The organism is Brasilonema bromeliae SPC951, assembly GCF_012912135.1.
GTDB lineage: Bacteria > Cyanobacteriota > Cyanobacteriia > Cyanobacteriales > Nostocaceae > Brasilonema > Brasilonema bromeliae.
The window spans coordinates 5,588-27,149 of the sequence record NZ_QMEB01000053.1 but is presented as its reverse complement, the minus strand read 5'-3'; the positions used below and the strand labels follow the sequence as shown (position 1 = coordinate 27,149).

At 42.8% G+C, this 21,562-nt stretch carries 22 protein-coding genes, 1 other RNA gene and 3 pseudogenes; 11 read left to right on the top strand and 15 right to left on the bottom strand.

The annotated features are described in order from the left end of the window. The first annotated feature begins 141 nt into the window (after window positions 1-141). The 4 genes and pseudogenes from DP116_RS09370 to DP116_RS28515 all read left to right on the top strand — a co-directional run. On the top strand, window positions 142-1,470 hold the full coding sequence (locus DP116_RS09370; protein ID WP_169154932.1) for a YcjF family protein: 1,329 nt from the start codon (window positions 142-144) through the stop codon (window positions 1,468-1,470). A 346-nt stretch (window positions 1,471-1,816) separates the two neighbouring features. Beyond that, a complete protein-coding gene (locus DP116_RS09365) occupies window positions 1,817-2,065 on the top strand; it encodes a helix-turn-helix domain-containing protein (protein WP_169154931.1) in 249 nt (82 codons plus the stop codon). A gap of 18 nt (window positions 2,066-2,083) precedes the next feature. After that, window positions 2,084-2,638 (top strand): annotated as a pseudogene (locus DP116_RS09360) (transposase); the annotation flags it as partial. Window positions 2,639-2,749: 111 nt separating this feature from the next. Beyond that, a pseudogene (locus DP116_RS28515) lies at window positions 2,750-3,012 on the top strand (IS630-like element ISAva6 family transposase); the annotation flags it as partial. Here the strand turns inward: DP116_RS28515 and DP116_RS09355 are convergent. Both DP116_RS09355 and DP116_RS09350 read right to left on the bottom strand, forming a co-directional pair. Continuing rightward, on the bottom strand, window positions 2,974-3,747 hold the full coding sequence (locus tag DP116_RS09355) for a nucleotidyltransferase domain-containing protein (RefSeq protein WP_169154930.1): 774 nt from the start codon (window positions 3,745-3,747) through the stop codon (window positions 2,974-2,976). The pseudogene DP116_RS28515 and the gene DP116_RS09355 overlap by 39 nt on opposite strands. A 178-nt stretch (window positions 3,748-3,925) precedes the next feature. Beyond that, a complete protein-coding gene (locus DP116_RS09350; RefSeq protein WP_169154929.1) occupies window positions 3,926-5,305 on the bottom strand; it encodes a cytochrome P450 in 1,380 nt (459 codons plus the stop codon). Window positions 5,306-5,459: 154 nt separating this feature from the next. On the opposite strand from DP116_RS09350, the gene DP116_RS09345 reads away from it, so the two are divergent. Together DP116_RS09345 and DP116_RS09340 are read left to right on the top strand one after the other, a co-directional pair. Continuing rightward, window positions 5,460-6,098 (top strand): AAA family ATPase, encoded by a 639-nt coding sequence (locus tag DP116_RS09345; protein WP_169154928.1) that lies wholly within the window; start codon window positions 5,460-5,462, stop codon window positions 6,096-6,098. Beyond that, window positions 6,091-6,855: a hypothetical protein gene (locus tag DP116_RS09340; protein WP_169154927.1), complete on the top strand. Its 765-nt coding sequence runs from the start codon at window positions 6,091-6,093 to the stop codon at window positions 6,853-6,855. The genes DP116_RS09345 and DP116_RS09340 overlap by 8 nt, the downstream gene beginning before the upstream one ends. 166 nt (window positions 6,856-7,021) lie before the next feature. Here DP116_RS09340 and DP116_RS09335 read toward each other — a convergent pair whose 3' ends face one another. The 6 genes from DP116_RS09335 to DP116_RS09310 all read right to left on the bottom strand — a co-directional run bounded on the left by DP116_RS09335 (window position 7,022) and on the right by DP116_RS09310 (window position 11,203). Then, the gene (locus DP116_RS09335; protein ID WP_169154926.1) at window positions 7,022-7,750 is read right to left on the bottom strand and encodes a hypothetical protein; all 729 of its coding nucleotides are present in this window, start codon (window positions 7,748-7,750) and stop codon (window positions 7,022-7,024) included. Between the two features lie 31 nt (window positions 7,751-7,781). Then, on the bottom strand, window positions 7,782-8,675 hold the full coding sequence (locus DP116_RS09330; protein ID WP_169154925.1) for a GUN4 domain-containing protein: 894 nt from the start codon (window positions 8,673-8,675) through the stop codon (window positions 7,782-7,784). Between the two features lie 5 nt (window positions 8,676-8,680). Beyond that, window positions 8,681-8,992 carry a CU044_2847 family protein gene (locus DP116_RS09325; RefSeq protein ID WP_048867222.1) on the bottom strand — a complete coding sequence of 104 codons (312 nt, stop codon included), beginning with the start codon at window positions 8,990-8,992 and terminating at the stop codon, window positions 8,681-8,683. Window positions 8,993-9,465: 473 nt separating this feature from the next. After that, window positions 9,466-9,825, bottom strand: a complete 360-nt coding sequence (locus DP116_RS09320) for a XisI protein (RefSeq protein ID WP_169154924.1) — start codon at window positions 9,823-9,825, stop codon at window positions 9,466-9,468. Beyond that, window positions 9,795-10,229, bottom strand: coding sequence for an element excision factor XisH family protein (locus DP116_RS09315; RefSeq protein ID WP_169154923.1), 435 nt, complete (start codon window positions 10,227-10,229; stop codon window positions 9,795-9,797). Before DP116_RS09315 ends, DP116_RS09320 begins: the two co-directional genes overlap by 31 nt. Before the next feature lie 65 nt (window positions 10,230-10,294). After that, a complete protein-coding gene (locus DP116_RS09310; protein WP_169154922.1) occupies window positions 10,295-11,203 on the bottom strand; it encodes an alpha/beta fold hydrolase in 909 nt (302 codons plus the stop codon). 184 nt (window positions 11,204-11,387) lie between these two features. Between DP116_RS09310 and DP116_RS09305 the strand changes: the two genes are divergently transcribed. Beyond that, window positions 11,388-11,855, top strand: coding sequence for an Hsp20/alpha crystallin family protein (locus tag DP116_RS09305; RefSeq protein WP_246275550.1), 468 nt, complete (start codon window positions 11,388-11,390; stop codon window positions 11,853-11,855). 361 nt (window positions 11,856-12,216) lie between these two features. Here DP116_RS09305 and DP116_RS09300 read toward each other — a convergent pair whose 3' ends face one another. Then, window positions 12,217-12,855, bottom strand: a complete 639-nt coding sequence (locus tag DP116_RS09300; protein ID WP_169154921.1) for a transaldolase family protein — start codon at window positions 12,853-12,855, stop codon at window positions 12,217-12,219. Window positions 12,856-13,021: 166 nt separating this feature from the next. Between DP116_RS09300 and DP116_RS09295 the strand changes: the two genes are divergently transcribed. Together DP116_RS09295 and DP116_RS09290 are read left to right on the top strand one after the other, a co-directional pair. Continuing rightward, window positions 13,022-13,360: a DUF433 domain-containing protein gene (locus DP116_RS09295; protein WP_169154920.1), complete on the top strand. Its 339-nt coding sequence runs from the start codon at window positions 13,022-13,024 to the stop codon at window positions 13,358-13,360. Beyond that, window positions 13,354-13,704, top strand: coding sequence for a DUF5615 family PIN-like protein (locus tag DP116_RS09290; protein WP_169154919.1), 351 nt, complete (start codon window positions 13,354-13,356; stop codon window positions 13,702-13,704). The genes DP116_RS09295 and DP116_RS09290 overlap by 7 nt, the downstream gene beginning before the upstream one ends. Before the next feature lie 19 nt (window positions 13,705-13,723). On the opposite strand, the gene DP116_RS09285 is transcribed toward DP116_RS09290, so the two are convergent. From DP116_RS09285 to DP116_RS09265, 5 genes are all read right to left on the bottom strand, one after another. After that, window positions 13,724-14,956, bottom strand: a complete 1,233-nt coding sequence (locus DP116_RS09285) for a peptidoglycan-binding domain-containing protein (protein WP_169154918.1) — start codon at window positions 14,954-14,956, stop codon at window positions 13,724-13,726. 75 nt (window positions 14,957-15,031) lie between these two features. Continuing rightward, window positions 15,032-16,318, bottom strand: coding sequence for a M16 family metallopeptidase (locus DP116_RS09280; protein WP_169154934.1), 1,287 nt, complete (start codon window positions 16,316-16,318; stop codon window positions 15,032-15,034). A gap of 332 nt (window positions 16,319-16,650) precedes the next feature. After that, complete coding sequence (locus DP116_RS09275; RefSeq protein WP_169154917.1) at window positions 16,651-17,895, bottom strand: insulinase family protein; 1,245 nt, start codon at window positions 17,893-17,895, stop codon at window positions 16,651-16,653. 305 nt (window positions 17,896-18,200) lie between these two features. Next, window positions 18,201-18,384, bottom strand: a non-coding RNA gene (gene ssrS / locus DP116_RS09270) — 6S RNA. Between the two features lie 51 nt (window positions 18,385-18,435). Then, window positions 18,436-19,641, bottom strand: a complete 1,206-nt coding sequence (locus DP116_RS09265; RefSeq protein WP_169154933.1) for a 5-(carboxyamino)imidazole ribonucleotide synthase — start codon at window positions 19,639-19,641, stop codon at window positions 18,436-18,438. 142 nt (window positions 19,642-19,783) lie between these two features. On the opposite strand from DP116_RS09265, the gene DP116_RS09260 reads away from it, so the two are divergent. Continuing rightward, window positions 19,784-20,134, top strand: coding sequence for a hypothetical protein (locus tag DP116_RS09260; protein ID WP_169154916.1), 351 nt, complete (start codon window positions 19,784-19,786; stop codon window positions 20,132-20,134). A gap of 44 nt (window positions 20,135-20,178) precedes the next feature. Here the strand turns inward: DP116_RS09260 and DP116_RS30710 are convergent. Beyond that, window positions 20,179-20,665, bottom strand: a pseudogene (locus DP116_RS30710) (transposase); the annotation flags it as partial. Between the two features lie 354 nt (window positions 20,666-21,019). Between DP116_RS30710 and DP116_RS09250 the strand changes: the two are divergent. Beyond that, window positions 21,020-21,562 (top strand): SDR family NAD(P)-dependent oxidoreductase (locus DP116_RS09250; protein ID WP_246275547.1); only part of this gene is annotated, 543 nt, incomplete at its 3' end.

Below are 21,562 nucleotides of genomic sequence, written 5' to 3'. Positions count from 1 at the left end.
GTCCGTTTTAACGGACTTGAACTTTGAGCCAAGAAATTTATTTCTTGGCGGACGAGAATCCTAGTGCAAGATCTGAGTTATCCTAAATCTGGATACTGGCAAACAAAAAGTTATTCAGGGCGTGCTGCCGTTTTGACGCAAATGACTGAACAACGTGACGCTGATTTACCATCCGCTGATTCTCAACACTCAAGTGAATCGACTGACGTGACAACTAAGTCGGTCGATAGTTCACTGACAAACCAGCTTTCAGGTGTTTGGAACGAGACAACAGCACGCTTGATGAAAGTGCTACCCGTAGATAAAATATCACAGACGGTTGTTGGGTGGTTTAGCGTTAGTGAAGCTCAGGTTGCAGAGATTTTGGAGACAATTCGAGCAGAACTGCCAACCACTGAAGCCCTTTTGATTGGTAAGCCCCAAGCAGGTAAAAGTTCGATTGTGCGAGGGCTGACGGGAGTTTCAGCAGAAATTGTCGGTCAAGGATTTCGTCCACACACACAACACACTCAGCGTTATGCTTACCCTTCAACTGACTTGCCAGTACTTATTTTTACAGATACTGTCGGACTGGGAGATGTAAACCAGGATACTGAAGTCATTGTTCAGGAATTGGTTGGAGATTTACAACAGGAAAGTCGTCGCGCCAAAATCTTGATTCTGACGGTTAAGATCAATGATTTTGCAACTGATACGTTGCGACAAATTACTCAGCAACTGCGTCAGAAGTATCCAGATATTCCCTGTTTACTGGCGGTGACTTGCTTGCATGAGGTTTATCCTCCTGGTACAGATGATCATCCTGAATATCCACCAGATTTTGAAGAGGTTAACCGAGCATTCACTGCAATGCAGCAAGCTTTTGTAGGATTGTATGATCGCGCCGTCCTAATTGATTTTACCCTGGAAGAAGATGGGTACACCCCTGTGTTTTATGGGTTAGAGGCGTTGAGAGATGCAATAGCCGAGTTACTACCAGAAGCAGAAGCCCGAACGATATATCAGTTGTTGGATGAAGGGACTGGCAAACAACTTGGTAATCTTTACCGGGATGTTGGACGTCGCTATGTTTTGGTATTTGCGACTATATCAGCTACCATCGCAGCTGTGCCGCTACCCTTTGCAACGATGCCAGCACTCACAGCCTTGCAAGTCTCGATGGTGGGGCTACTGGGGAAATTGTATGGACAGACGCTGACGCCATCACAAGCGGGGGGGGTTGTGAGTGCGATCGCCAGTGGTTTCTTAGCACGAGCGATCGCACGTGAGTTAGTCAAATTCCTACCAGGTTTTGGCAGTGTGATAGCTGCTTCTTGGGCTGCTGCTTACACTTGGTCACTTGGAGAAGCTGCTTGCGTTTACTTTGGTGATTTAATGGGTGGAAAGAAACCAGATCCTCAAAAAATTCAATCTGTGATGCAAGATGCATTCCAGGTCGCAAAAGAACGGTTTAAGGGAATTAAGCGCTGAAAGGATGTCTGAAAAGTTGCGAACTGTAATGATGAGCAGCATAGAAGAAATTATCGAATTCACCAGTTTATTGGTTCAGACTAAAACAGGAAATTCTCTCACCTATCTGCAAAATCAGAAATCGCTATTTAATTGTTTTTAAAAAACAATATTTTTGTCAATATACAAAGTTAATATTATTTCAATAAATTCCGATTGACTGGACGTAATTTCATTCAAAAAAAATAAATCAGCTATTTTGATATATCTAGGAAATCCACGAAATTCGTGGTTAAATATTCAGTAAGAATTCATATCATGTCCGCATAATCGCTTACGATAAAGCTAAGGAGTAAAAATATGAGTTATGCCAAAACGAATCAGTATAGTCGAGCATTTAAATATCTGTGAATTAGAGCAACTTTATAAACATGCGAAGGAAGGAATAGAAAGTCGTCAGTATCAGATTATATGGTTACTAGCGCAAGGCAAGAAAACAGAAGAAGTAGAGCAAATAACGGGCTATAGCAGAACATGGATTTACGCATTGGTAAAAAGGTATAACGAGTTGGGCATTTCTGGGTTATGCGATTGCCTACGGCAGAGCTACGCTTAACGCCGAAGTCAAAATAAAGGAGCAAAGCCGTTAATTGAGGATGTTGAGCAAGCACGGCTATGGCAGGTTTTACAAGACAATGCTCCAGATGGAGGATTATGGAATGGTCGTAAAGTGGCAGATTGGTTGAGTGAAGTCACACGGACAACGGTTAGCCGACAAAGAGGATGGGAAATATTACGGCAGATGACTAAAAGAGCTGCGAGTACCTCGCCCATCTCACACAGAAAGCGACTTAGTAGAGCAAGAAGCCTGGAAAAAAAACTAGCAACAGAAGTTGAAGAACTTAAAAGTGCTTATCCGGAGGCTGAAATTCAATTGTGGTGCGAAGATGAACATCGCTTAGGGCTAAAGCCAATTCTCAGGCGAGTTTACGTACCTGAGGGAGAAACACCAATTGCCAATGTTAATTGGAGATTTCAATGGTTATGGTTGTATGGATTTGTACATCCTAAGTCAGGAGAAACTTATTGGTGGATTTTGCCATACGTCAATACTGAACTCTTTAATCAAGTTTTAGCTGACTTTGCTCGTGAGTTCAAATTAGGTGCTAAAAAACATGTTCTTTTAGCCGTTGACGCATTGTCCCCTAAAAATCTGGCAGCCTTAATAAAACGAGTACCCGACTACGCCCACAGATCCACAAACAGAAGGCTGCCAGATTTTTTACGTGTAAGACCCCGTGACCAAGCCGGATGGCATATTAGCAAAGATTTAGAAGTTCCAGCTATGTTTACATTTAACACTTTTACCATCCCATTCTCCAGAATTACAACTCTTCAGTTAGATTATGGACTTTGGTTGATGAACCAATCGCAAATCGCTCATTTAAAACACTTGATGATTTAGAGGAAGTTTTATTTCATCGTTGCCAATCTTTACTTCAACAGCAAGATTTGATTCGAGGCTTAACAGGTTTTCATTGGTGGATTCAAATCGGAGCTTAATCGTAAGCGATTATGCGGACATGATATAAACCCTTCTTGTTGGAGACGGTGCTTAGTTCTCACTAAAAGTGAAGATTTCCCCATTTGGCGGGAGTTGAAGATGTAACAAAAATCACCCTGCTTCAGAGCTTGATAAAGCTGTAAATCTGCTTGTCTTTCTACATACGTAGGTGTATCAACTAAATGTCGCAGTGTATAGGATTGATAGTTGACAATAGCTTGCGCCAAATGTCCACGATTGATTTCTTTTTTGACGAATATTTGCCAAAAATAAAACATCGTTTTTAACTGCTCAAACCTTGCTTTCATTTTGGAAAAATGCTCTTGGTGATTTAAATGTGTTGAAACAATAAGATTAGCCTTATCGAAAGCAATCACTGCTTGTCCATGTCGTTCCATCTCTAAAAAATCGTTACGACTACTACGCTTCATAACAGCAAAGTCAATCGCCAAAAAAGGACTCACTCCCACAAGTTGATAAAAGCATTGTGAGTGACCATGCCATGTAGGTTCAGGAACTCTATACTTAAAGTTAATTTCAGAAATTATTTGCAATGCAGCTTCAACAATATCAAAGGTTTGTTGAACGTAATTATCTTCAACAATCACTTCAATATCGATGTCAGACCATTCATCTGTATACCCGTGAGCAGCAGAACCACCTTGCCATAAAGCTAAAACAAAATCTTCTGGTTGTAATGCAGCAATAATGGTTTCTAAAATTTTTTCTCTCATTATGCCTCAAAAAAAGCAGCTGGCGAAATGTGAAAAAACTCTGCCAGTTGACGAATATGGTTCACGGTCAAATTGCGTTGACCACTTAAAACTTCAGATACTATAAATTCTGTTTAAAAGATAGCAAATTGCGAAGATTGGTGCGAAAATATTGGTGGGCATCGCCCACCCTCATGACCTAAACAAGCGCTGGAGTATTAACACGTTTTTCCAAAGGCATTGCAACCATCTGCATTCCTGCTGGTGGTGCTACGGTAAGACCACGACGCACAGGACGCACAGGACGCCTATTGACCAAGGAGACTTGAAAGCGCGATAAAATTGTCGCCAATACGAGTTTCATTTCATACTGAGCAAATGCCAGCCCAATACAGCGACGATTTCCACCACCAAAAGGCAAATACTCATAAGGCGAAAATTGTCTTTCTAAAAAACGTTCTGGTTTAAACTGCTTTGATTGTGGATAAGTTTCTTCCCTGTGGTGTGCTAAGTAGATATTGGGAATGATCACTGTTCCTTCTGGGAGTGTGTAACCTTGAATTTCTATAGGCGATCGCACAATCCGAGGAAAAGCATTCATCGCAATCGGATATATCCGCAGGGTTTCTTGGCAGACTGCTGTCAGGTAAGGCAATTTGGCAACAATACTTGGATCTGGCTTGTCGCCAAGGGTGTCCAGTTCCCTCAGCAACTTGTCGCGCACTTCTGGTAAATAATCAATCCAGTAAAACGCCCAACTCAAGGCTGAAGCAGTCGTTTCATGTCCCGCTACCATCAGCGTCATCAACTCATCGTGTAACTCTTCATCAGTCATCGGTTGACCATCGTCATAACGAGCAGACATCATCAAACTGAGGATATCTTGCCGATTTTGAGGAGATTGGACGCGACGTTCCCGAATGAGCGCATAAATCATTTCATCTATTTGTTGTCGCAGGCGTAGCACTCGCCCCCAAGGACTCCACGCACCGAAATCTTTTTGTAGAAACCGAAAAAAGAAGCCAGCGGACAAAAGGGGGGAACCTATAGAGTCCAACAGTGAACTCAACAATTGTCGAATTTTTTCCAAATGAGGTCCTTCATCTAAGCCAAACACCACCCGTAAAATGACGCGCAAAGTAATTTCTTGCATCGACGCACGGATATTAAAGGGCTTACCCATTTTCCATTCGTCGCTCACCTGGCGCGTGATTTCGCGGATAGTTTCGGCGTAAGTCCGCATCCGGTCACCATGAAAAGGAGGAGTCAAGAGTTGACGTTGGCGTTGGTGGCGACCGCCGTCCAGTAGAATCAGGGAATTAGAACCTAGCAAAAATTGTAAACCTCGGTTTCCACTTCCAGCATTTAAGGAACTCGAATCCGCATTAAAAATTTGTTGCAGTGCTTGAGGATGACTGAAGAAGATAGCAGGAGAATCGTTACGACTCCAAAGAGTGAAGTTATCACCGTATTTGTTGGCAAAATCTTCCACATATTCCAACGGCTGAAAAATAAATTTCATCCGGCGCAGGAAAACTGGCATTTTCGGTCCATTAGGCAGATTGTTAGTTGCTCTCATAAACACTTGTGGCGTTGAGCGTTGATTGCTTCTATTGTGACTTTCTGCAGGAACTCTTGTGTGATTCACAAGTGTGAAATTATTCTGCCTATGCGCCGATTCCCCATTTCTCTTTCAAGAGTTATATTCTGTGTAAGAGTGTCGGATGCAAACAGTGCCAAAAATCATCGCTATCCTCAACGGTAAGGGAGGCGTCGGTAAAACAACGACCGCTGTCAACCTGGCTGCAACCTTTGCACAAGAAAAAAAGGTTCTTTTAATCGACGCAGATATTCAAGGTTCTGCCAGTTGGTGGTTTGGGCGCAGTGAAAATAGTATGGGATTTGATTTATCACAATCAACCGACCCCAAACTTTTAGGTTATTTACGAGGAATAACAGGTTACGATTTAGTAATGGTAGATACGCCTCCGGCGCTGCGGTCTGAAGCTTTAGCGGCGGTCGTTGCTGTAGCTGATTATTTGGTTTTGCCTACGCCATGTGCACCAATGGATTTAGCTGTCCTTATCGAGACAATCCAACAAGTCGTCAATCCTGTTGGGAAACCCCATCGGGTTTTGCTGACTAAGGTGGATACGCGGAGTTTAGGGGAAGTGCTGGAAGCTCAAAACTCTCTTAAGGAGATGGGAATTCCTGCTTGTAAAGCTTTCATCCGCATCTACAAAGCGCACGAACGAGCTGCGCTTGAGGGTGTACCAATTACCCAATGGCGAGGAAAGAATGCACAGGAGGCGGCGTCAGACTACCGTCAAGTAGCGGAAGAACTAAAGCGTGATTGGAGGGAATATGACTAAAAAACGTCTTTCTGACTTATTACAACAAGAAGCGCAAAAATTTTCACCACCAGAAGGTGAAACAACTATTGATGTTGTTGCTATTTCTGATGATAATCCCTCCGCTTCCTCAGATAATGATACGGAGAAAGAAGATGGTTCATCTCAACTAAAGGAGGAACCACAAGCAGCTGAGATAACAACGTCTAGGCGTACAACAGCAACAAAAGCCGAGTTAGAAGTAACTGTCAAAGAGTTGAAGGAAGCTTTAGAAAAAGCACAACAAAAAGAAGCTTCTCTTGTTAATGAATTGAAAGAAACTTTAGAAAAAGCACAGCAAAAAGAAGCTTATCTTGTTAATGAACTGAAAGAAACTGTGGACAAGGCACAGAAAAAAGAGGCTTCTGTTGTCAAAGAACTAAAAGAAGCTTTAGGAAAAGCACAGCAAAAAGAAGCTTCTCTTCAGGAGCAAATCACCGATTTACAATTAGATGTATCTAAGCACAAAAAAGTAGCAGCAAAGCTGAAAACAGAGCTTGATGATGCAAAACAGGCTGCTATACAACTAGCAGAAGCTAATTCACAACTGACAGAAACAATCAGTGCATTACAACAGCAAAAGCAAAACACTCAATCATCACAACAGGAAAAGGAAAAAACTCAATCATCAAAATCAATAAAAAGCTATAGAAAATCATACGACCTACCAGAAAAACAGCCGATAAAGAAGACCGAAGAATCTGTTGACAATTCCTCCCCAATGTGGTTGCTGGACTAAGGAATTAAAAATTACAACAGTAGGGTGCGTTAACACAACACAGTAAACAGTGAACAGTAAACAGTGAACAGTAAACAGTGAACAGAGTCAGCGATTTCTTGACCCCCTGATAACTGGTAACTGATAACTGATAACTGATAAGTGTTCACTGATAACTGATATTAGATTAGCGTAGACTCATTTCTACAAACGCAACATAAGGACAGTAAGAATAATTATTATCTTTTAGACAACTTGCTTTTATGCCAACGCTGCGAGCATTCTCAACATTAATGTTTAGAACTTGCTTTGCCGCGATTGTCAAATCTTTTGTAGCTATTAATTTGTTGTCAACACTTACGTCAAATACTATCTTCTCATCTTGACGAGCACTAGGATGTTTGCCATTTATTCCAACAACTAAATTTAATTGTCGAAACTTAGAGTTAAGAACGCATGACACTCCAGCAGCTTTACTCTTGGAAATATAAGGATAAGGCTCACTACTTTCGCTAAACAAATAAGCGATTTCAGGCAAAGCTTCCCCTCCTATAGCAATGTTTTTTGGTTCACGCGGCTTTACTAAAGATTGTTCAACGCCAGGAGTAGAACTAAGACATTCCGTATCTAGAAGAGAAACAGCAGTCCCAGATGGCGAAGCGGTAGGGGATTCGGTAACGATAGGTGTGGGTGAAGCTGTAGGAGTTTCCGCAACCGTTGGCGTGGGTGAAGCTGTAGGGGATGCGGCAACCGTTGGCGTGGGTGAAGTAGTAGGTAATTGAGCAACGGTACGCGTAGGTGAGGCTGTAGAATTGTTTTCACTTGTACTACTCTGTTTAAGAATAACAGCAGTAATTACTGATGCACCTATTGCAGTAGCAATGATTAGCCCGGTAATTAAAGAGATAAAAACCATTGGATTTTTTCTCTGGTGATTCTCATTTTCCCTAACGCTCCCAGATTTGCTTCTGCACGCTGAAGCCAAAATGTCCTTGAGAAAATTTCACCCAAAGCTGGTCAATGGTGCGTAAGTCTAAGCATGGCAATTTTTTGATCGATTCAACATTAAGCAAATTTCCCCTTCGACCAGCAACTTCCAGGATGAGCATTTCCGTTTCTTGATCAGCTTGTTTCCATTTCCCTGCTGCTAAAAACTCGCGCAGCCGCGTGTAATCTACTCCCGGTTCAAAAATTACATTGTCGGTCTTTAATAAGTCATATGGCATTGAGTGCCAAATGTTTTGAATAGCTTCAATAGCGATCGCTAGACCCTTTTCCCCTTTACCAACTTGGTGGCTGACCATTGCCAACACTTCCCCGCTAGTTCTATCCACCACGGGTGAGCCACTGTACCCTGGTTGTAAGATATCTTCGCCCTCAATATGCAAATCCCAAGCTTTAATGCGATAAGCCTCTGGCTTTAGCTTGTGCGTATCGCGACCATCCGTAGAGGGAATAAAACTTTGCTTGCCCAAATAGCCTTGAATCTCTCTAAGCAACCGAGTCTCTTTCTGGTCGAAAGCATAAAAACCAGCAATCGCAAAGTGCTTTGCGGCACTAGACACAGACAAGCGCAATGCAGGGCACCACAGTCTCTGGACACGCAGCACTGCCAAGTCAAACCCCTTTGATTCCCCGTTTGCCACTACCGTTGCAGGTATGCTATCTGCCAGCACCAACGCTTCCCCACCTACATCCCGCACCACATGAGCGCAAGTTAGCAGGTAGCTGGCTTCATCCGTGTGGTGGATAACAAACCCCGTGCCAAAGACTCTCCTCTTTTGCAGGTTGGGGTCGCTACTAGTGATTAAAATCACTGAGTCTTGAAAGATTGAACTCATTTAACTTAAGCCTTGGGTTTAAGTACCAGTTTGACCTTTAAATTAGAACCAGCTTTAGCCTTGGTCACGTACACATTACCTTCTCCCTCAAAACTGAAGCCGATTTCAATCTCTGCCTGCTCAATCTGCATCTCTTGATTGAGTTCCTGCCAAGCATCTGCAATCGGACGACACGTATTCACCAAAATCGGCTTAATTTTGTTAAAAGTTGTACTAACCCGATCTGCAGCACTACCTGAAATCTGTTTTGCTTGATCTTCTGGCACTTCTACCTCTACCAAAGTGCCATCCTCTAACTCGATTAGTTTGGTTGCCATCACTACTTGCTTTTAAGAGAAATTATGCATTAAATAACACGAGATAACAGAGCTTTTCCGGAAAGTTTCCCAAGACAGCTTCCCAGAATATACTAAGTGAGTACATCGCTTACAGGTTAAGGTTTATTTGTCGATAAGTAATAGTACTTAAAATATTGCCGAAAATCGGGGCTGACTGGAACTTCAGACTATCAGGACTTATACCAATTCAAAATCGCGTAGCGCCGCGAGCGGAGCGTGGCGGTCTCATTCAAAGTATGCCTGCGGCACGCTGCGCTATCAAAATGAAGAAAGCCTAAGATAACAAGGGTTTGGGAGTGTGTATCTGTCGCATTCTTTTTTCAAATTGGTATTACGCAAACAAACCCGGTTTCTATCAAAAATCGTCTGTTTCGCAACCAAATACGAACGAAGAAACCGGGTTTGTAGCAGATGGTGCCTAAGTCCTAACTATGCAAATGAAAATCCCGCAGTTACGCAACTGCAAATCCTGAATCCTGCCTCAGTTCCTGAGAACGGAAGCCTAACACAATCTGATCCTTAGGTATGCCTGCCCTGACTAGTTCTGTTGCTACACCCTCTTCTGTACCATCCCGCTGAATCCAGATTTTGCCATCAATAATGTCAATATGAATCAGACAACCATGAACCCGGCGCGTGACAGTTGGAGAAAAATCATAGGCTGGTTCTCTTCCCAAGATCATTAAGAGGTATCGATCCTGTTCACTGTCAAAGACTGTCTCAAATTGAATCTCACCGTAGCTGAAGGGAATTTTTGTGTGTTCGATTAAAATATGCCGAATCAACTGCCTGTATTGGTCCAGGGTATCCATTTGAGAATAACCTCCTGTTCTGGTTTGAACACAACAATGTCTACTTTGTAATCCTCTACCAAAAGTTTAGCAATGGGTTCGTCAAAGAGATCAGCATACACTTCATCATGAACGGCAAGATACAAAGAGCGATTTGGGTCAGTTCTAGTCATAACAGAACGGTATGCAAGGTATTGTCCCAGCGTTTGTTCGAGATCGGTCATGTCCGATACACTGCGAAACGTTTTAATTTCAACCGCTATACACCGTCCTTGTTTCTGGGCGGCGATCAGTTTCTCTGCTCCCAAGTCAACGTACATATCTCGTTTGCCCCACTTCAGATGCAACGGATCGTCGGTAATTGTCCAACCATCTTTAATGAGGGCATTTTTGACACTCTGGTGATAGCGGTCTCTGACAGGCATTAGATGTGCAACTCACTTTGTCAACGGTATAGAGCATTAATTTTATGTTATGGGGAGTCTACGCGTTAGACCAACTTATGCAAGTGGTCATCCCGAAAATCTAAAATATGCTGAGCAGTGATTTGCGGCTGTTCCAGGTGAGGAACATGACCACAATCTTTAATCCAAATGAGTTTACTATTTGGAATCGCCAGCTTAAACCTGTTGGCATCTCTAATTCCTAAAATCCTGTCAGAATCACCCCACAAAATAAGCGTTGGTTGTACAATTTCTGCTAGTTTCTTAAATCTAAAAGCACTGTAACCACCACTTTTGGTAAAAGCTATCAAGGCTTTGTGCCAATCGGAGCATTCTAGGTGTAGTGCTGCACATAATTGGGCATCAAGTGATGCTAACTCCCTGTTTTTATAAGCAGTGCGGGAAATACTTGCCCGAACTTTGGGACTACGCAAAAATTGAGTTGCCCAATAATCTAACGGTGGAATCATCAACTTGCTTAATGGGGAACCACCTGTTAAACCAGCACTATCAATCAATACCAGCTTTTGGACGACTTCTGGGTAAGTTAGGGTGAAATCAATCGCTGCTGCACCCCCCATCGAAGCGCCTACTAAAATGATGGGTTTGTTAATTAGGGTTTTCCAGAAATAATAGAGATGGGTTTTAATGCTGACGGGGCTAAACTTAACTCCGACTGGTCTATCTGTAAATCCAAAACCGAGTAAATCGACTGCCCATGTCTGGTTTTGTAACGCAAGTAGAGGAACAAGACGACGAAATTCCAATACAGAACCATCAAAGCCATGAATCAACAGCAAAGGTGTACCCCCACTCCCTTGACGCACATAGGTGGTAGTGATTGGTTGTGTACTCAAGGGAGTCGTCAGAGCAATCTGCTCAATACTCTGAGCAAGAGTAATCGAGGAGGGTTCTGTGAGTTCGCCAACTGTAGTTGGTAAGAAAGTTGGAAACATAGGATTTAGTTTACCTTGTGGCAGTGGAGTGGGCAATACCCTTTGTTGAACGACTTATATTATGTCTAATTTTGTGGTCGGTTATTAAGATTTCTTTGGTGATAAGAACCGAACCGACAGTATTTTTATCTTGCAATAATATGGGAATCAAAGGAAGGATTTGATTCCTGACTTGATGGAAAAAATGATTTTCAAAGATGAAGAGGGAGAACTATATATGTTAAGTCGTTGGAACCCCAGACAAGAATTTAATGCTCTCAGCGATCAACTCAACCGCCTATTTGATGAAACTCTAGCGCCGGCTAGAAATTGGGAAGGCTTCACAAAATTTCCTGCAGCTGAACTGACTGAAGCAGATGATGCGATCCATCTGAAGTTAGAAGTTCCAGGCTTAGAAGCCAAAGATATAGATATTCAAGTGACAGAAAATGCCGTTGCTATCAGCGGTGAGCGTAAGTCTGAAACCAAAACTGAAGGGAAAGGCTATACGCGCAGTGAATTCCAGTATGGAAAATTTCAACGCGTCATTCCTTTACCTACTCATATTCAAAACACCAAAGTCACCGCAGAATATACAAACGGTATTTTGAATCTGACATTGCCTAAAAAGGAAGAAGCGAAAAACAAAGTTGTCAAAGTTAATCTCGAATAAGCTGCCCACTAAATTGTTGTGCTAAATTGTTAGAAATTTCTACAGCGCAGTATAATCTTCTTCCTCATTACTATGTGACTTAAATATCGCCTGGTTGCATGATAGCTACCAGGCTTTTTTATCAGTTATCAGTTATCAGTCAATACGGTTCAGTTAGTGGTGTTTAGTTTTGTTAAGATCCCCCAACAGAGTTAAAAAGCTTGCTCAGTTCCCTCCTTTTTAAGGAGGGCTAGGGAGGATCAATCCTTAACAGCAAGCGTATTGAGTTATCAGTTACCAGTTATCAGGGGGTCAAGAAATCGCTTCCTCTGTTCCCTATTCCCTGTTAAGCGTTCCCTGTTTGAACATCCTCTACAACGGATTAAATCGTTAAACCAATGCCGTTTTTGGCAAACTCTTCTACTGTTTTGTCTGAAAATTCATGAGTCGCCATAGCCTGTAACATTGACAAAGGTAAAGTCAGATGATGAGCACCAGCTTGTAGTGATGCTGCGGCTTCTTCTGGTGATTTAATGCTAGCTGCTAAAATTTCTGTATTGCTGCCATTGAGTATGCTAGCCATATCTCGTACTAAGGCAATTCCATCGCCTAATAAACGGGTAGCACGATTGACATAGGCGATCGCCATTCTAGCACCCGCCTCCCGTGCCACTGCTGCCTGTGCTGCACTGTAAATGGCTGTTACTGAACAAGTTATCTCTGGCGAGAGACTCGCTACGACAGCAAATCCAATTGGTGTTGCTGGAATCTTTAACACCGTTTGCTGACCAATAATCTCAAAAGCTTTCCTCCCTTCCGTCAGCATCCGCTCAAAATCAGACGACATGAGCTGGTAAAATACTGGTCCTGAAGTCAACTGCGTTAATTTTTTCAGTGTGGTTTCGGGTGGATTATCACTTTTTGCTAAAAGCGTTGGATTCGTCGTGATGCCTTTTACCCATCCCATTCGACTGGCAATTTCAGCTTCAGATACAATTGCTGAGTCCAGATAGATTGCCATGATTGTCTCACTTTTTGAGGTGTTGCAACAACACAGTTATAATCTCACATTCGGCATCTTGAGTGGTAGCAGTTCTCCTCAAGGCAATTAGGGTTGCGGCATAACAACGACGGTGAAGCAGACGGACGTTTGTTACTATCAGAGTAGAAATCTTAGTACAACTTTTATGGCACTGTCAATCATAGCTGAGCCTGCGCCATTAGAAACTAACGCTGATGGTATAGTTCGGGTAGGCAAAACTCGTGTAACACTGGATACGGTCGTTGCTGTTTTCAAACAAGGAGCAACAGCAGAAGAAATTGTTTACCGTTATCCATCGCTGAACCTGGCTGATGTATACGCCACAATTGCCTTTTACCTCAATCATCAGCAAGAAGTTGAGATATACCTACAGCAGCGACAGCAGCAAACGCATGAAGTTCGCAAGATGAACCAGCAAAGGTTTGATCCGCAAGGGTTACGTGATAGATTGCTTGCTCGTAAGGCTGAGCAGGAAGCATGTTGAGGGTGCTTGCTGATGAAAACTTCGACAATACTATCGTTAGAGGCTTACTGCGACGTAACCTGAATATTGATATTGTGCGAGTCCAAGATATTGGTTTATCAGGCCAGGATGACCCAATCATATTGGCATGGGCAGCCCAAGAAAACCGAGTGTTGCTCACCCACGATGTCGCTACGATTACACGTTATGCTTATGAACGACTCACACAGGGGCAGCCAATGCCAGGAGTTATTGAGGTTAGTGTAGATGCGCCAATTGGACAAGTGATAGAGGATATTCTCATCATCGTGGAGTGTAGTCTGGACGGAGAATTGGAAGGACAGGTTCAGTATCTTCCTCTGTAATTTGAATTTTGAATTGTTATCACCTTCCTCGCCGTCTCATAAGAATCTCCCAAGTTCCCCCACCAGCCACACCGTCAGCATCCAAACCATAGCGCTTTTGTAAAGCTATGACTGCAGCCTCGGTTGATGCGCCAAAATCGCCATCAACTTCGTCCTCATTCAAGAAACCGAGTCTTTGCAGTCGTCTTTGCAACCTCACAACCTCAGGACCACGCATTCCTATACGTAAAATGGCTAATCCTTCTGAGGTATATTGAACTGAAGCAACTTGTTGAGTACGAGTCGTTGAGCTAGGACGAGAGGATTGCTGAGTACGAATGCTTTGCTCAGAACGAGTTGAACCAGAGCGATCGCTTTGCTGAGTACGAATGCTTTGCTCAGAACGAGTTGAGCCAGAGCGAGTAGATGTTGATTGTCGTACGTATGTTCTCTGTGAATTTGCAGTGGTATTGCGCGTCACAGATCGTGGTTCTGTTTTGGAATCATCTTCTCTGGTTCTAGTCGTTGCAGTGGTATTGCGCGTCACAGAGCGTGGCTCTGTTTTGGAATTATCTTCTCTGGTTCTAGTCGTTGCAGTGGTATTACGCGTCACAGAGCGTGGCTCTGGTTTAGAATTATCTTCTCTGGTTGTGCTGGTTGCAGTTGTATTGCCGGTTACAGCTCGTGGCTCTGGTTTAGAGGTTGCAGATGGTGTGTTGGTCGTTGTTGATGTTGAAGCGGTTGAATTTGAACTAGGAACAACAACTTGATTGGTGTTAGAAGTTCCAGACGCAAGAGGAGGTCTGCTTGTAGAATTCGGTGATGATCCAGATGATGCTACTGTCGTTTCACCAGGGAAGAGTCGTTGCCAAGTTATTGTATCAACAATGCCATCTGCTTTCAAGCCAGCGGCTTCCTGAAAGCGGGAAACAGCGAGGACGGTACTTTCGTTATATTCCCCATCTACTGTGCCTGTGTAGAAGCCTAAAAGTTTCAAAGCTGCTTGAAGTTCCGTGACGCGCTCTCCTTTGCTACCAACTTGAAGAGTAGGACGGTTGATGCCTTCAGAGGAAGTTGTCTGTGCTATTTGTTGTGGTTGAGATGCAATCGATACTGTAGATAAACCAAAAAGCAGAGATACTCCGCAAGATAGCAGTATCTGAAGCATTTGTAATGATTGATACCTTGGCTCTGTTTTTCTTCCACTAGAATTTACGGTTGGGTTGAGAAACTGTGAGTCATTTAACGGATTTGTTTTTATACTGCTTATCATGGAAATTACCCCTGGGTTATCTCATGCTAATCGGTGTATAATGCAACTATAGAGTAGCAGTATTTATAACTCTTTTCAGGAATTATAATTTAAAATTGCACCATGAACCGCTTGTTCTTGACCTACAAGTGAGATATAAGGTTCCCGTAAATACTGGTGAGCAGCTGCCATTGTATCAGTAGCACGTAAAGAGGCGATCGCCTCCTGAAAATCTGTATCAAAATCAATTCCCAGTCCCAAAACCTCGTACCACCCATACATCTGAGCAATTTGTGCATTAGTTTGTTTGCCCAAGGCGTATTGTCCTAGTATCTTATTTTTCGCTGCTTGGAGTGCGTCTTCCTCTAGTTCTGTGGTGAAGAGTAAATCAACTTCCTTACGCAAACTAGAAAGAGCAACTTGGGTATTTTCTGGTGCTGTACCCATGTAAACGACAAATGATGCTCTTGAGAGTCGTGTTGGGTAAAATGCTGATACCTCGTAAGCTAAGCCACGTTTTTCGCGCAGTTCCACAAACAAGCGACTGGAAAGACCATTTCCCAAGTAAGTAGATAGTAACTTTAATGAGGCGTAATCATTTGACAGCACCGATGCTCCCAAATAACCCAGCATAACAATAGATTGTTGGGTTTGTTGGGGTGTAACCTTGATTTGAGGTTCAACATTGAGTTCTGGTAAATCTAGTTTTTGCAACGGCTGAATGGGGGATGCTTGCCAATCACCAAAAACTTGTTGCACAAGAGCGATCGCATTTTCTGGTGTGATGCGTCCAGCTATACTAATAACGATATTTTCTGGACGGAAATGAGTCTGATGATACTCCACTAAGTCTCTTCGAGTTAAGCGACTCATGGTGGCTTCATTCCCTAATGCAGACCTTGCATAAGGATGATTTTCATACATGGCATCCCGGAGTTGATCAAAGGCAATGGTAAACGGCTGTTCTTTTTGTGAGCGAATATCTTGTAGGGCAACACGTCGTTCTAATTCTACCTCTGCTTCTGGAAATGTTGGCGATCGCAAAATTCGTCCCGCCAACGTAAACATTTGTGCAAAATCTGACGTGACTGTCTTCAACGAAAGCAAAAAATAATCAGATGCAATGTCTGCACCCAAACTTGCTCCCAGCGACTCCACTTGTTCGGCAATTTCCAAACTCGAAAGTCCATTACAACCTTTTGTAAGTACCGTTGATAGCAAATATGCTAACCCAGCTTGCTCTTGGTTCTCATAACAGCTACCAGCGCGGACAAAAATTCGTGCTGCAATAATATCTGCAGCCGGATTTTCTACCACCAGTACTACAATGCCATTGTTCAATACTGTGCGATGAATATGGGATTTTTGCTGTGATGTTGTCATTAGTCCTTTGTCATTAGTCATTGGTCGTTAGTCATTAGACTTCGTGGCAGTTGTAGGGAACGCTTAACGCTTAATTCTGAACGCTTAACTCTTAACTCAGATCTTGCACCTTGACTTTAGTACGCCTTGAACTTAAGTTCAAGGCTCATAGCCAAAGTCCGTTAAAACGGACTCAAAAACTTACTTAGTCCGTTTTAACGGACTTAAACTTTGAGCCAAGAAATTTATTTCTTGGCGGACGAGAATTACGGTGCAAGATCTGAGTTAACAGAACCTCGTAAAATCTCACTTTTGCAAGAGGTCTATTAGTTCTTGATGCTAATGACGAGTCACTAAGAGGGTTTAAGTACTGTAACCGCGTAATGATTGGGTGAAAGATACTCTTGTGCGAGTTTTTGGAGTTGTTTGGCATCATACGATTGAATTTGCCACGGATAAGCCACTGCTAATTCAGCTTGGGCAATCGTGTTGTAGTATCCATAAAGTCCTGCAAGCTGATTTGGTGTTTCGGTAGAAAACGCAAAGTCATTACACAGAAGCCTTTGAGCGCGAAGTATTTCTGATTCGCTTATTCCATTATCAATTAAATCCTGCAAATGTAGACGAATTAAGGATTCGACACGTTCCACATCTTTTGGTTCTAACCAGGCTGTGATTGTAAATAAACTGGAGTCTTCTTGTAAGGAAAAATGACTACATATACCTTGTACCAATTGCTGCTCTTCTCGTAAATCACGCACGAGACGAGAAGTCCGTCCTTGCGCCAGTAAAACAGAAAGTAAATCTAATCCACAACAAGTCTCTAGCTGTTCCACTCCAGGTCCAATCCAAGCCATTAGCAACCGCGCCACCTCTAGGCGAGGCAAAGAAAGTTCCTGACGACGAATTCCAGCTATAACCGGCTTCGCCACCTCCTTTTTTTGAGGACAGTCACAGCAACGTTCGACAAAATTAACAAATGTCTGGTTCACCAATTTTAAAGCAGATTGTGCAGCGATTGAGCCGACAATCACCACTGTCATGTTTTCTGGTTGGTAGTAAGCGCGGTGAAAACAGCGCATCTGAACTGGTGATTGCTTCATTAATTCTTGCTCACTACCCAGTACGGAACGTCCGTAAGGATGATGTTGGTAAACACTGGAGATAAGAGCGTGAAATCCGATCCAATCTGGATCATCATGTGCTTGACGAATTTCCTCTAGCACAACATCTCGTTCACGGGTAAATTCATCTTCTGGTATTGCTGCATTTAGTAGTAACTCTCCCATGTAAGGCAAAGTCTCTTCTAAATGTAGGGAAGCTGTCGTGAGAGAATAATGAGCGTAGTCGTAGCTTGTTGCGGCATTGGTTAGCCCACCCTGATTTTCAATCTTTTGATCAAATACCCCTGGCGGTACCCTTGCAGTACCTTTAAAAATCATGTGTTCCAGAAAGTGAGCCATACCAAACCACGGTTCTGGCTCAAAGTTAGCACCTGCACGTACCCAAATATCTGCCACAACAACAGGGGTTGTGGCAATTTCTTGATGAATTAAGGTTAAACCATTGTCTAGTTTGAAAACAGACGCTGGAAACACGGTCTTTATCAGTTTATTTAACAATTCTTTACAGTTATAACCACAATGATCGCTTAGTTCTGCGATTCTAACTCTTATTGGTACCTTTATATAGGATCGCTTTACACAGATTTTTTTACTATGATGAGAACTTTATTTGATCAATTATGACGCCTAGAATAGGAGTATTAGTGTGTAGATCTGCACAAATATATATGAAGTTTTTTTAGAAATTATCTCTCTTATTTTTAAGTTTTAATGAATTGCTAATTCAATTCAAAAATCAAAGCTCCCATGTCTTAACTGAGCAAGGGAGCTAGATATTTTGGTACACCGCGACGCCGTTTTACCTAAGTTTATGACCTGGATAAACCAGGTGGGAACTGATGCTACTCGTTTAAAGTTTCCGGGTACTTTGCCCGGTCTACTGCCACGAGAGTTGTAAGGCTCCCTTATTCTTAAGGCATAGATCAAAAAACTTTATGGCAGTCACCAACGTAGCAGTGCAACAAACCTATTATAGCTTTCAAAAAGATTTTGTGTTTTTTGCGTTGAAAATTTCTAGCAGGTTTTGTGAGGATACCAGATAGATTCTATATTTTGGGCGATACGCAAAGCGTCAAGCCGGAGGCTTATCGCAATCGCCTGATCCTGACTTTGAGTATCTAGCAAAACCGTGACGTGTCCCAGTTTGCGCCCAGGACGAGATTCAGTTTTACCGTACCAGTGGACGTGGGCTTGAGGAATCTGCTCTAGTTGCTGGCGCTTTATTGTATAATCACTTTGGGAAATTTCATACCCCAAGAGGTTAACCATAACAGCACTAGGGCAAATCATGGCAGTGTTACCCAACTGCAAACCACAAACTGCCCGTAAATGCTGCTCAAATTGAGAAGTTTCGCAAGCATCAATCGAGAAATGCCCGGAATTGTGGGTGCGAGGTGCGATTTCATTAACCAGCACTTTGCCCTCAGCCGTCAAAAATAACTCTATACCAAAAACTCCCACTGCTTCTAGACTATTTAGTAAAGTGCTAGCAATTTTCTCTATTTCAACAGCCACCTGCGATGAAACACAAGCGGGTGCGATGACTCGCCGACACACTTGTTCTTCCTGCTGAGTCTCTACGACTGGGAAGGTACAAACGTCGCCACTCACAGAACGTGCAGCAATCACAGCTAGTTCTCGTTCAAACGGAATAAATTCTTCTAATAAAAAACTATTAGATTGACTTCCAACCCCTTTTGTGCAAGAGACTTCTAATTTTTGCTTTAAACTTTCTATTTCCCTGATGATAAAAGTCCCTTGACCATCATAACCGTGGCGACGGGCTTTCAAAACAGCAGGAAAACCAATTAGGTTGGCGAAAATAACTTCAGCAGTTGTCTTCCAATCTTGTTCTATGGCGACAAACCGAGGAACAGGTAAACCCAAATCGCGTAAATAGCAGCGTTGGTGATATTTATCTAAAAGGGGAGTCAAAGCCTCCAGTCTAGGACGAAAACAAACGCCTTGTGAAGCCAACTTTGATAAAGCTTCAATATCAACAAACTCGTTCTCAAAGGTGATGACATCGCTTCTGTTTGCTAATTCAGCCGTGGCGTTAGCGTCATCAATTGCAGCGAAAACGTTATCCTTAGCTGATATGGGTACAGCTGGATCGTTGGGGCTAGGAGTTTGCACAACCAATTCAACTCCTAACTTCTTTGCAGCACCCGCCATCATCCATGCTAATTGCCCGCCACCAATAACACCAACACGCTTTATCGACATCTATCAAGAATCATCAGCTTCCACGCTTTAGTGTACACAACACTGGCACTCAAAGACTAGCGGGTTTCTCTTTTAACCCATCTTCCGTACCCTCAACTGGCTGTTAGAGGTTTTTACTGTTGCTCTAGATGCGACCATGAATCGTTTGGTAAACCGCAGAAATGCTCTGTTTTTGGTGCCTAATTGGCTGACCACTTTTAGTCATCTGCGCTTTCGCAAAGCAGTTAAGCAGTTAGATCAAATTGTTTATAACATTATTAATCAACGTCGTACTAGTGAAGAAAACCAGGGTACCTTCCTCGACCTACTAACGCAAGTTGCGGGTTATCAAGTTGAGATACATCACAATGGGAGCGATTACCTAGCCCCTAAAAGGGGCGCTGCGCAAACGGTAGAGCTAAGCGCCAGAGGCGCTCAGCATGAGCGTTCGCTTAACGCCTACAACAAAGTGGCGGTTACGCTACCTGCAACCGCGCCTCAGGCTTGATTAAGTATTAAGTGACTTAAATTCTTTTAAGTTTTTAAAATTACTCATTCAATAAAAGCTTGCTGTATAGTAAAAGCAAAAATAAATGCTTGTAACTTAAGTAAAAACCCCTCATAAGTGACTGCATGTATTGATTTCGGAAAAACACAAGTAATACTACTAAAAACGGTTTCAATATAATGTCGCGTACATTGCTTGATGTATTTTTTCCACTGGGGGTCTTGACGCTTAGAATTCTTTTTGCGCATGACTCTGAGAGATATTTGGCTTGATTGTTCCATATCATCCTCTACGGTATAATCAGTATATGCTGCATAGCGCGTATACTTCACTACCAAGCGGTAAGTTGAATGGTAATGCATTTAATCCACGCACATCATTTGCACTACCTGGTAAAAAGGCAAATTCTACAGGAATACCGCTTTTGGTACTGATTAACTGGACTCTGACTCCGTAGAAATAGCGTTTTTTCGATGCGATATAACCTCTGTATTCTTCTGAACGTATCAGCCGGACTTGAAAAATACGGATTCTGATCCATTTTTGCTCGACTGTTTGCGAGCGCTGTTGAACCAAAATTATCCGCAGTACGAGTTACGGGTTATTGTTGATAATCGAGAAGATCCAGCCTGGGAAATTGCCACTCAGATGGTTCCGAATCAAGCACAGACGCACATCCAGGTTAATTCTTTGATAATCCCACGTGAAGCTTGTAGTCTCAAATACAGTTTTCTGCTACTGCGATCACGAAAATATTAATGGCGATTCCCCTGACGCAGTTAGTTTCTGCGGTTGCGATAGTGTCGGCTATGTTTATGCGAAACGTTGAAAGGTAAGTACTTAAATTCTTGAATCAGGGGTTCTTAAATTTAATAATAGGACATTATGAAAAGCGTTGTTGTTACTGGTGTATCGTCAGGTATCGGATGGGGTACAGCGAAAGTTCTTATAAACAAAGGCGTTCACGTCTTTGGCAGCATACGGAAAGCAAACGACGCTGAAAGATTATCCGCTGAGTTCGGTAATGCGTTTACACCACTCCTGTTCGACGTAACAGACGAAGGTAGCGTCCGCAAAGCTGCAAACCAGGTGCGTGAGTGTCTCAATGGTCAAACTCTGTTTGGGCTGGTGAACAATGCAGGTATTGCCATGTCTGGACTGCTCATGTACCAGTCGGTTGATGAGTATCGATTTCAACTCGAAGTCAACCTAGTCGGTCCTTTCATTGTCACGCAGGCCTTTTTGCCTTGGCTGGGGGCGGATCGCTCACTAAAAGGTGCTCCCGGTCGAATTATTAATATGAGTTCTGTCACCGGTAAGATAGGCCTTCCATTTCTTGGCTCCTATTCCGCTTCCAAACATGGTTTGGAAGGTTTTTCTGAGAGCTTGCGCCGTGAGCTTATGCTTTACGGGATCGATGTCATAATT

What these genes read in the sequence shown, in the direction of transcription:
- DP116_RS09290 (WP_169154919.1), top strand. Translation starts at nt 13,354, where the DNA reads ATGTTGAGGGTGCTTGCTGATGAAAACTTCGACAATACTATCGTTAGA.
- DP116_RS09305 (WP_246275550.1), top strand. Translation starts at nt 11,388, where the DNA reads ATGATTTTCAAAGATGAAGAGGGAGAACTATATATGTTAAGTCGTTGG.
- DP116_RS09330 (WP_169154925.1), bottom strand. Translation starts at nt 8,675, where the DNA reads ATGAGTTCAATCTTTCAAGACTCAGTGATTTTAATCACTAGTAGCGAC.
- DP116_RS09340 (WP_169154927.1), top strand. Translation starts at nt 6,091, where the DNA reads ATGACTAAAAAACGTCTTTCTGACTTATTACAACAAGAAGCGCAAAAA.
- DP116_RS09260 (WP_169154916.1), top strand. Translation starts at nt 19,784, where the DNA reads ATGAATCGTTTGGTAAACCGCAGAAATGCTCTGTTTTTGGTGCCTAAT.
- DP116_RS09310 (WP_169154922.1), bottom strand. Translation starts at nt 11,203, where the DNA reads ATGTTTCCAACTTTCTTACCAACTACAGTTGGCGAACTCACAGAACCC.
- DP116_RS09315 (WP_169154923.1), bottom strand. Translation starts at nt 10,229, where the DNA reads ATGCCTGTCAGAGACCGCTATCACCAGAGTGTCAAAAATGCCCTCATT.
- DP116_RS09335 (WP_169154926.1), bottom strand. Translation starts at nt 7,750, where the DNA reads ATGGTTTTTATCTCTTTAATTACCGGGCTAATCATTGCTACTGCAATA.
- DP116_RS09370 (WP_169154932.1), top strand. Translation starts at nt 142, where the DNA reads ATGACTGAACAACGTGACGCTGATTTACCATCCGCTGATTCTCAACAC.
- DP116_RS09300 (WP_169154921.1), bottom strand. Translation starts at nt 12,855, where the DNA reads ATGGCAATCTATCTGGACTCAGCAATTGTATCTGAAGCTGAAATTGCC.
- DP116_RS09355 (WP_169154930.1), bottom strand. Translation starts at nt 3,747, where the DNA reads ATGAGAGAAAAAATTTTAGAAACCATTATTGCTGCATTACAACCAGAA.
- DP116_RS09320 (WP_169154924.1), bottom strand. Translation starts at nt 9,825, where the DNA reads ATGGATACCCTGGACCAATACAGGCAGTTGATTCGGCATATTTTAATC.
- DP116_RS09350 (WP_169154929.1), bottom strand. Translation starts at nt 5,305, where the DNA reads ATGAGAGCAACTAACAATCTGCCTAATGGACCGAAAATGCCAGTTTTC.
- DP116_RS09365 (WP_169154931.1), top strand. Translation starts at nt 1,817, where the DNA reads ATGCCAAAACGAATCAGTATAGTCGAGCATTTAAATATCTGTGAATTA.
- DP116_RS09285 (WP_169154918.1), bottom strand. Translation starts at nt 14,956, where the DNA reads ATGATAAGCAGTATAAAAACAAATCCGTTAAATGACTCACAGTTTCTC.
- DP116_RS09295 (WP_169154920.1), top strand. Translation starts at nt 13,022, where the DNA reads ATGGCACTGTCAATCATAGCTGAGCCTGCGCCATTAGAAACTAACGCT.
- DP116_RS09325 (WP_048867222.1), bottom strand. Translation starts at nt 8,992, where the DNA reads ATGGCAACCAAACTAATCGAGTTAGAGGATGGCACTTTGGTAGAGGTA.
- DP116_RS09280 (WP_169154934.1), bottom strand. Translation starts at nt 16,318, where the DNA reads ATGACAACATCACAGCAAAAATCCCATATTCATCGCACAGTATTGAAC.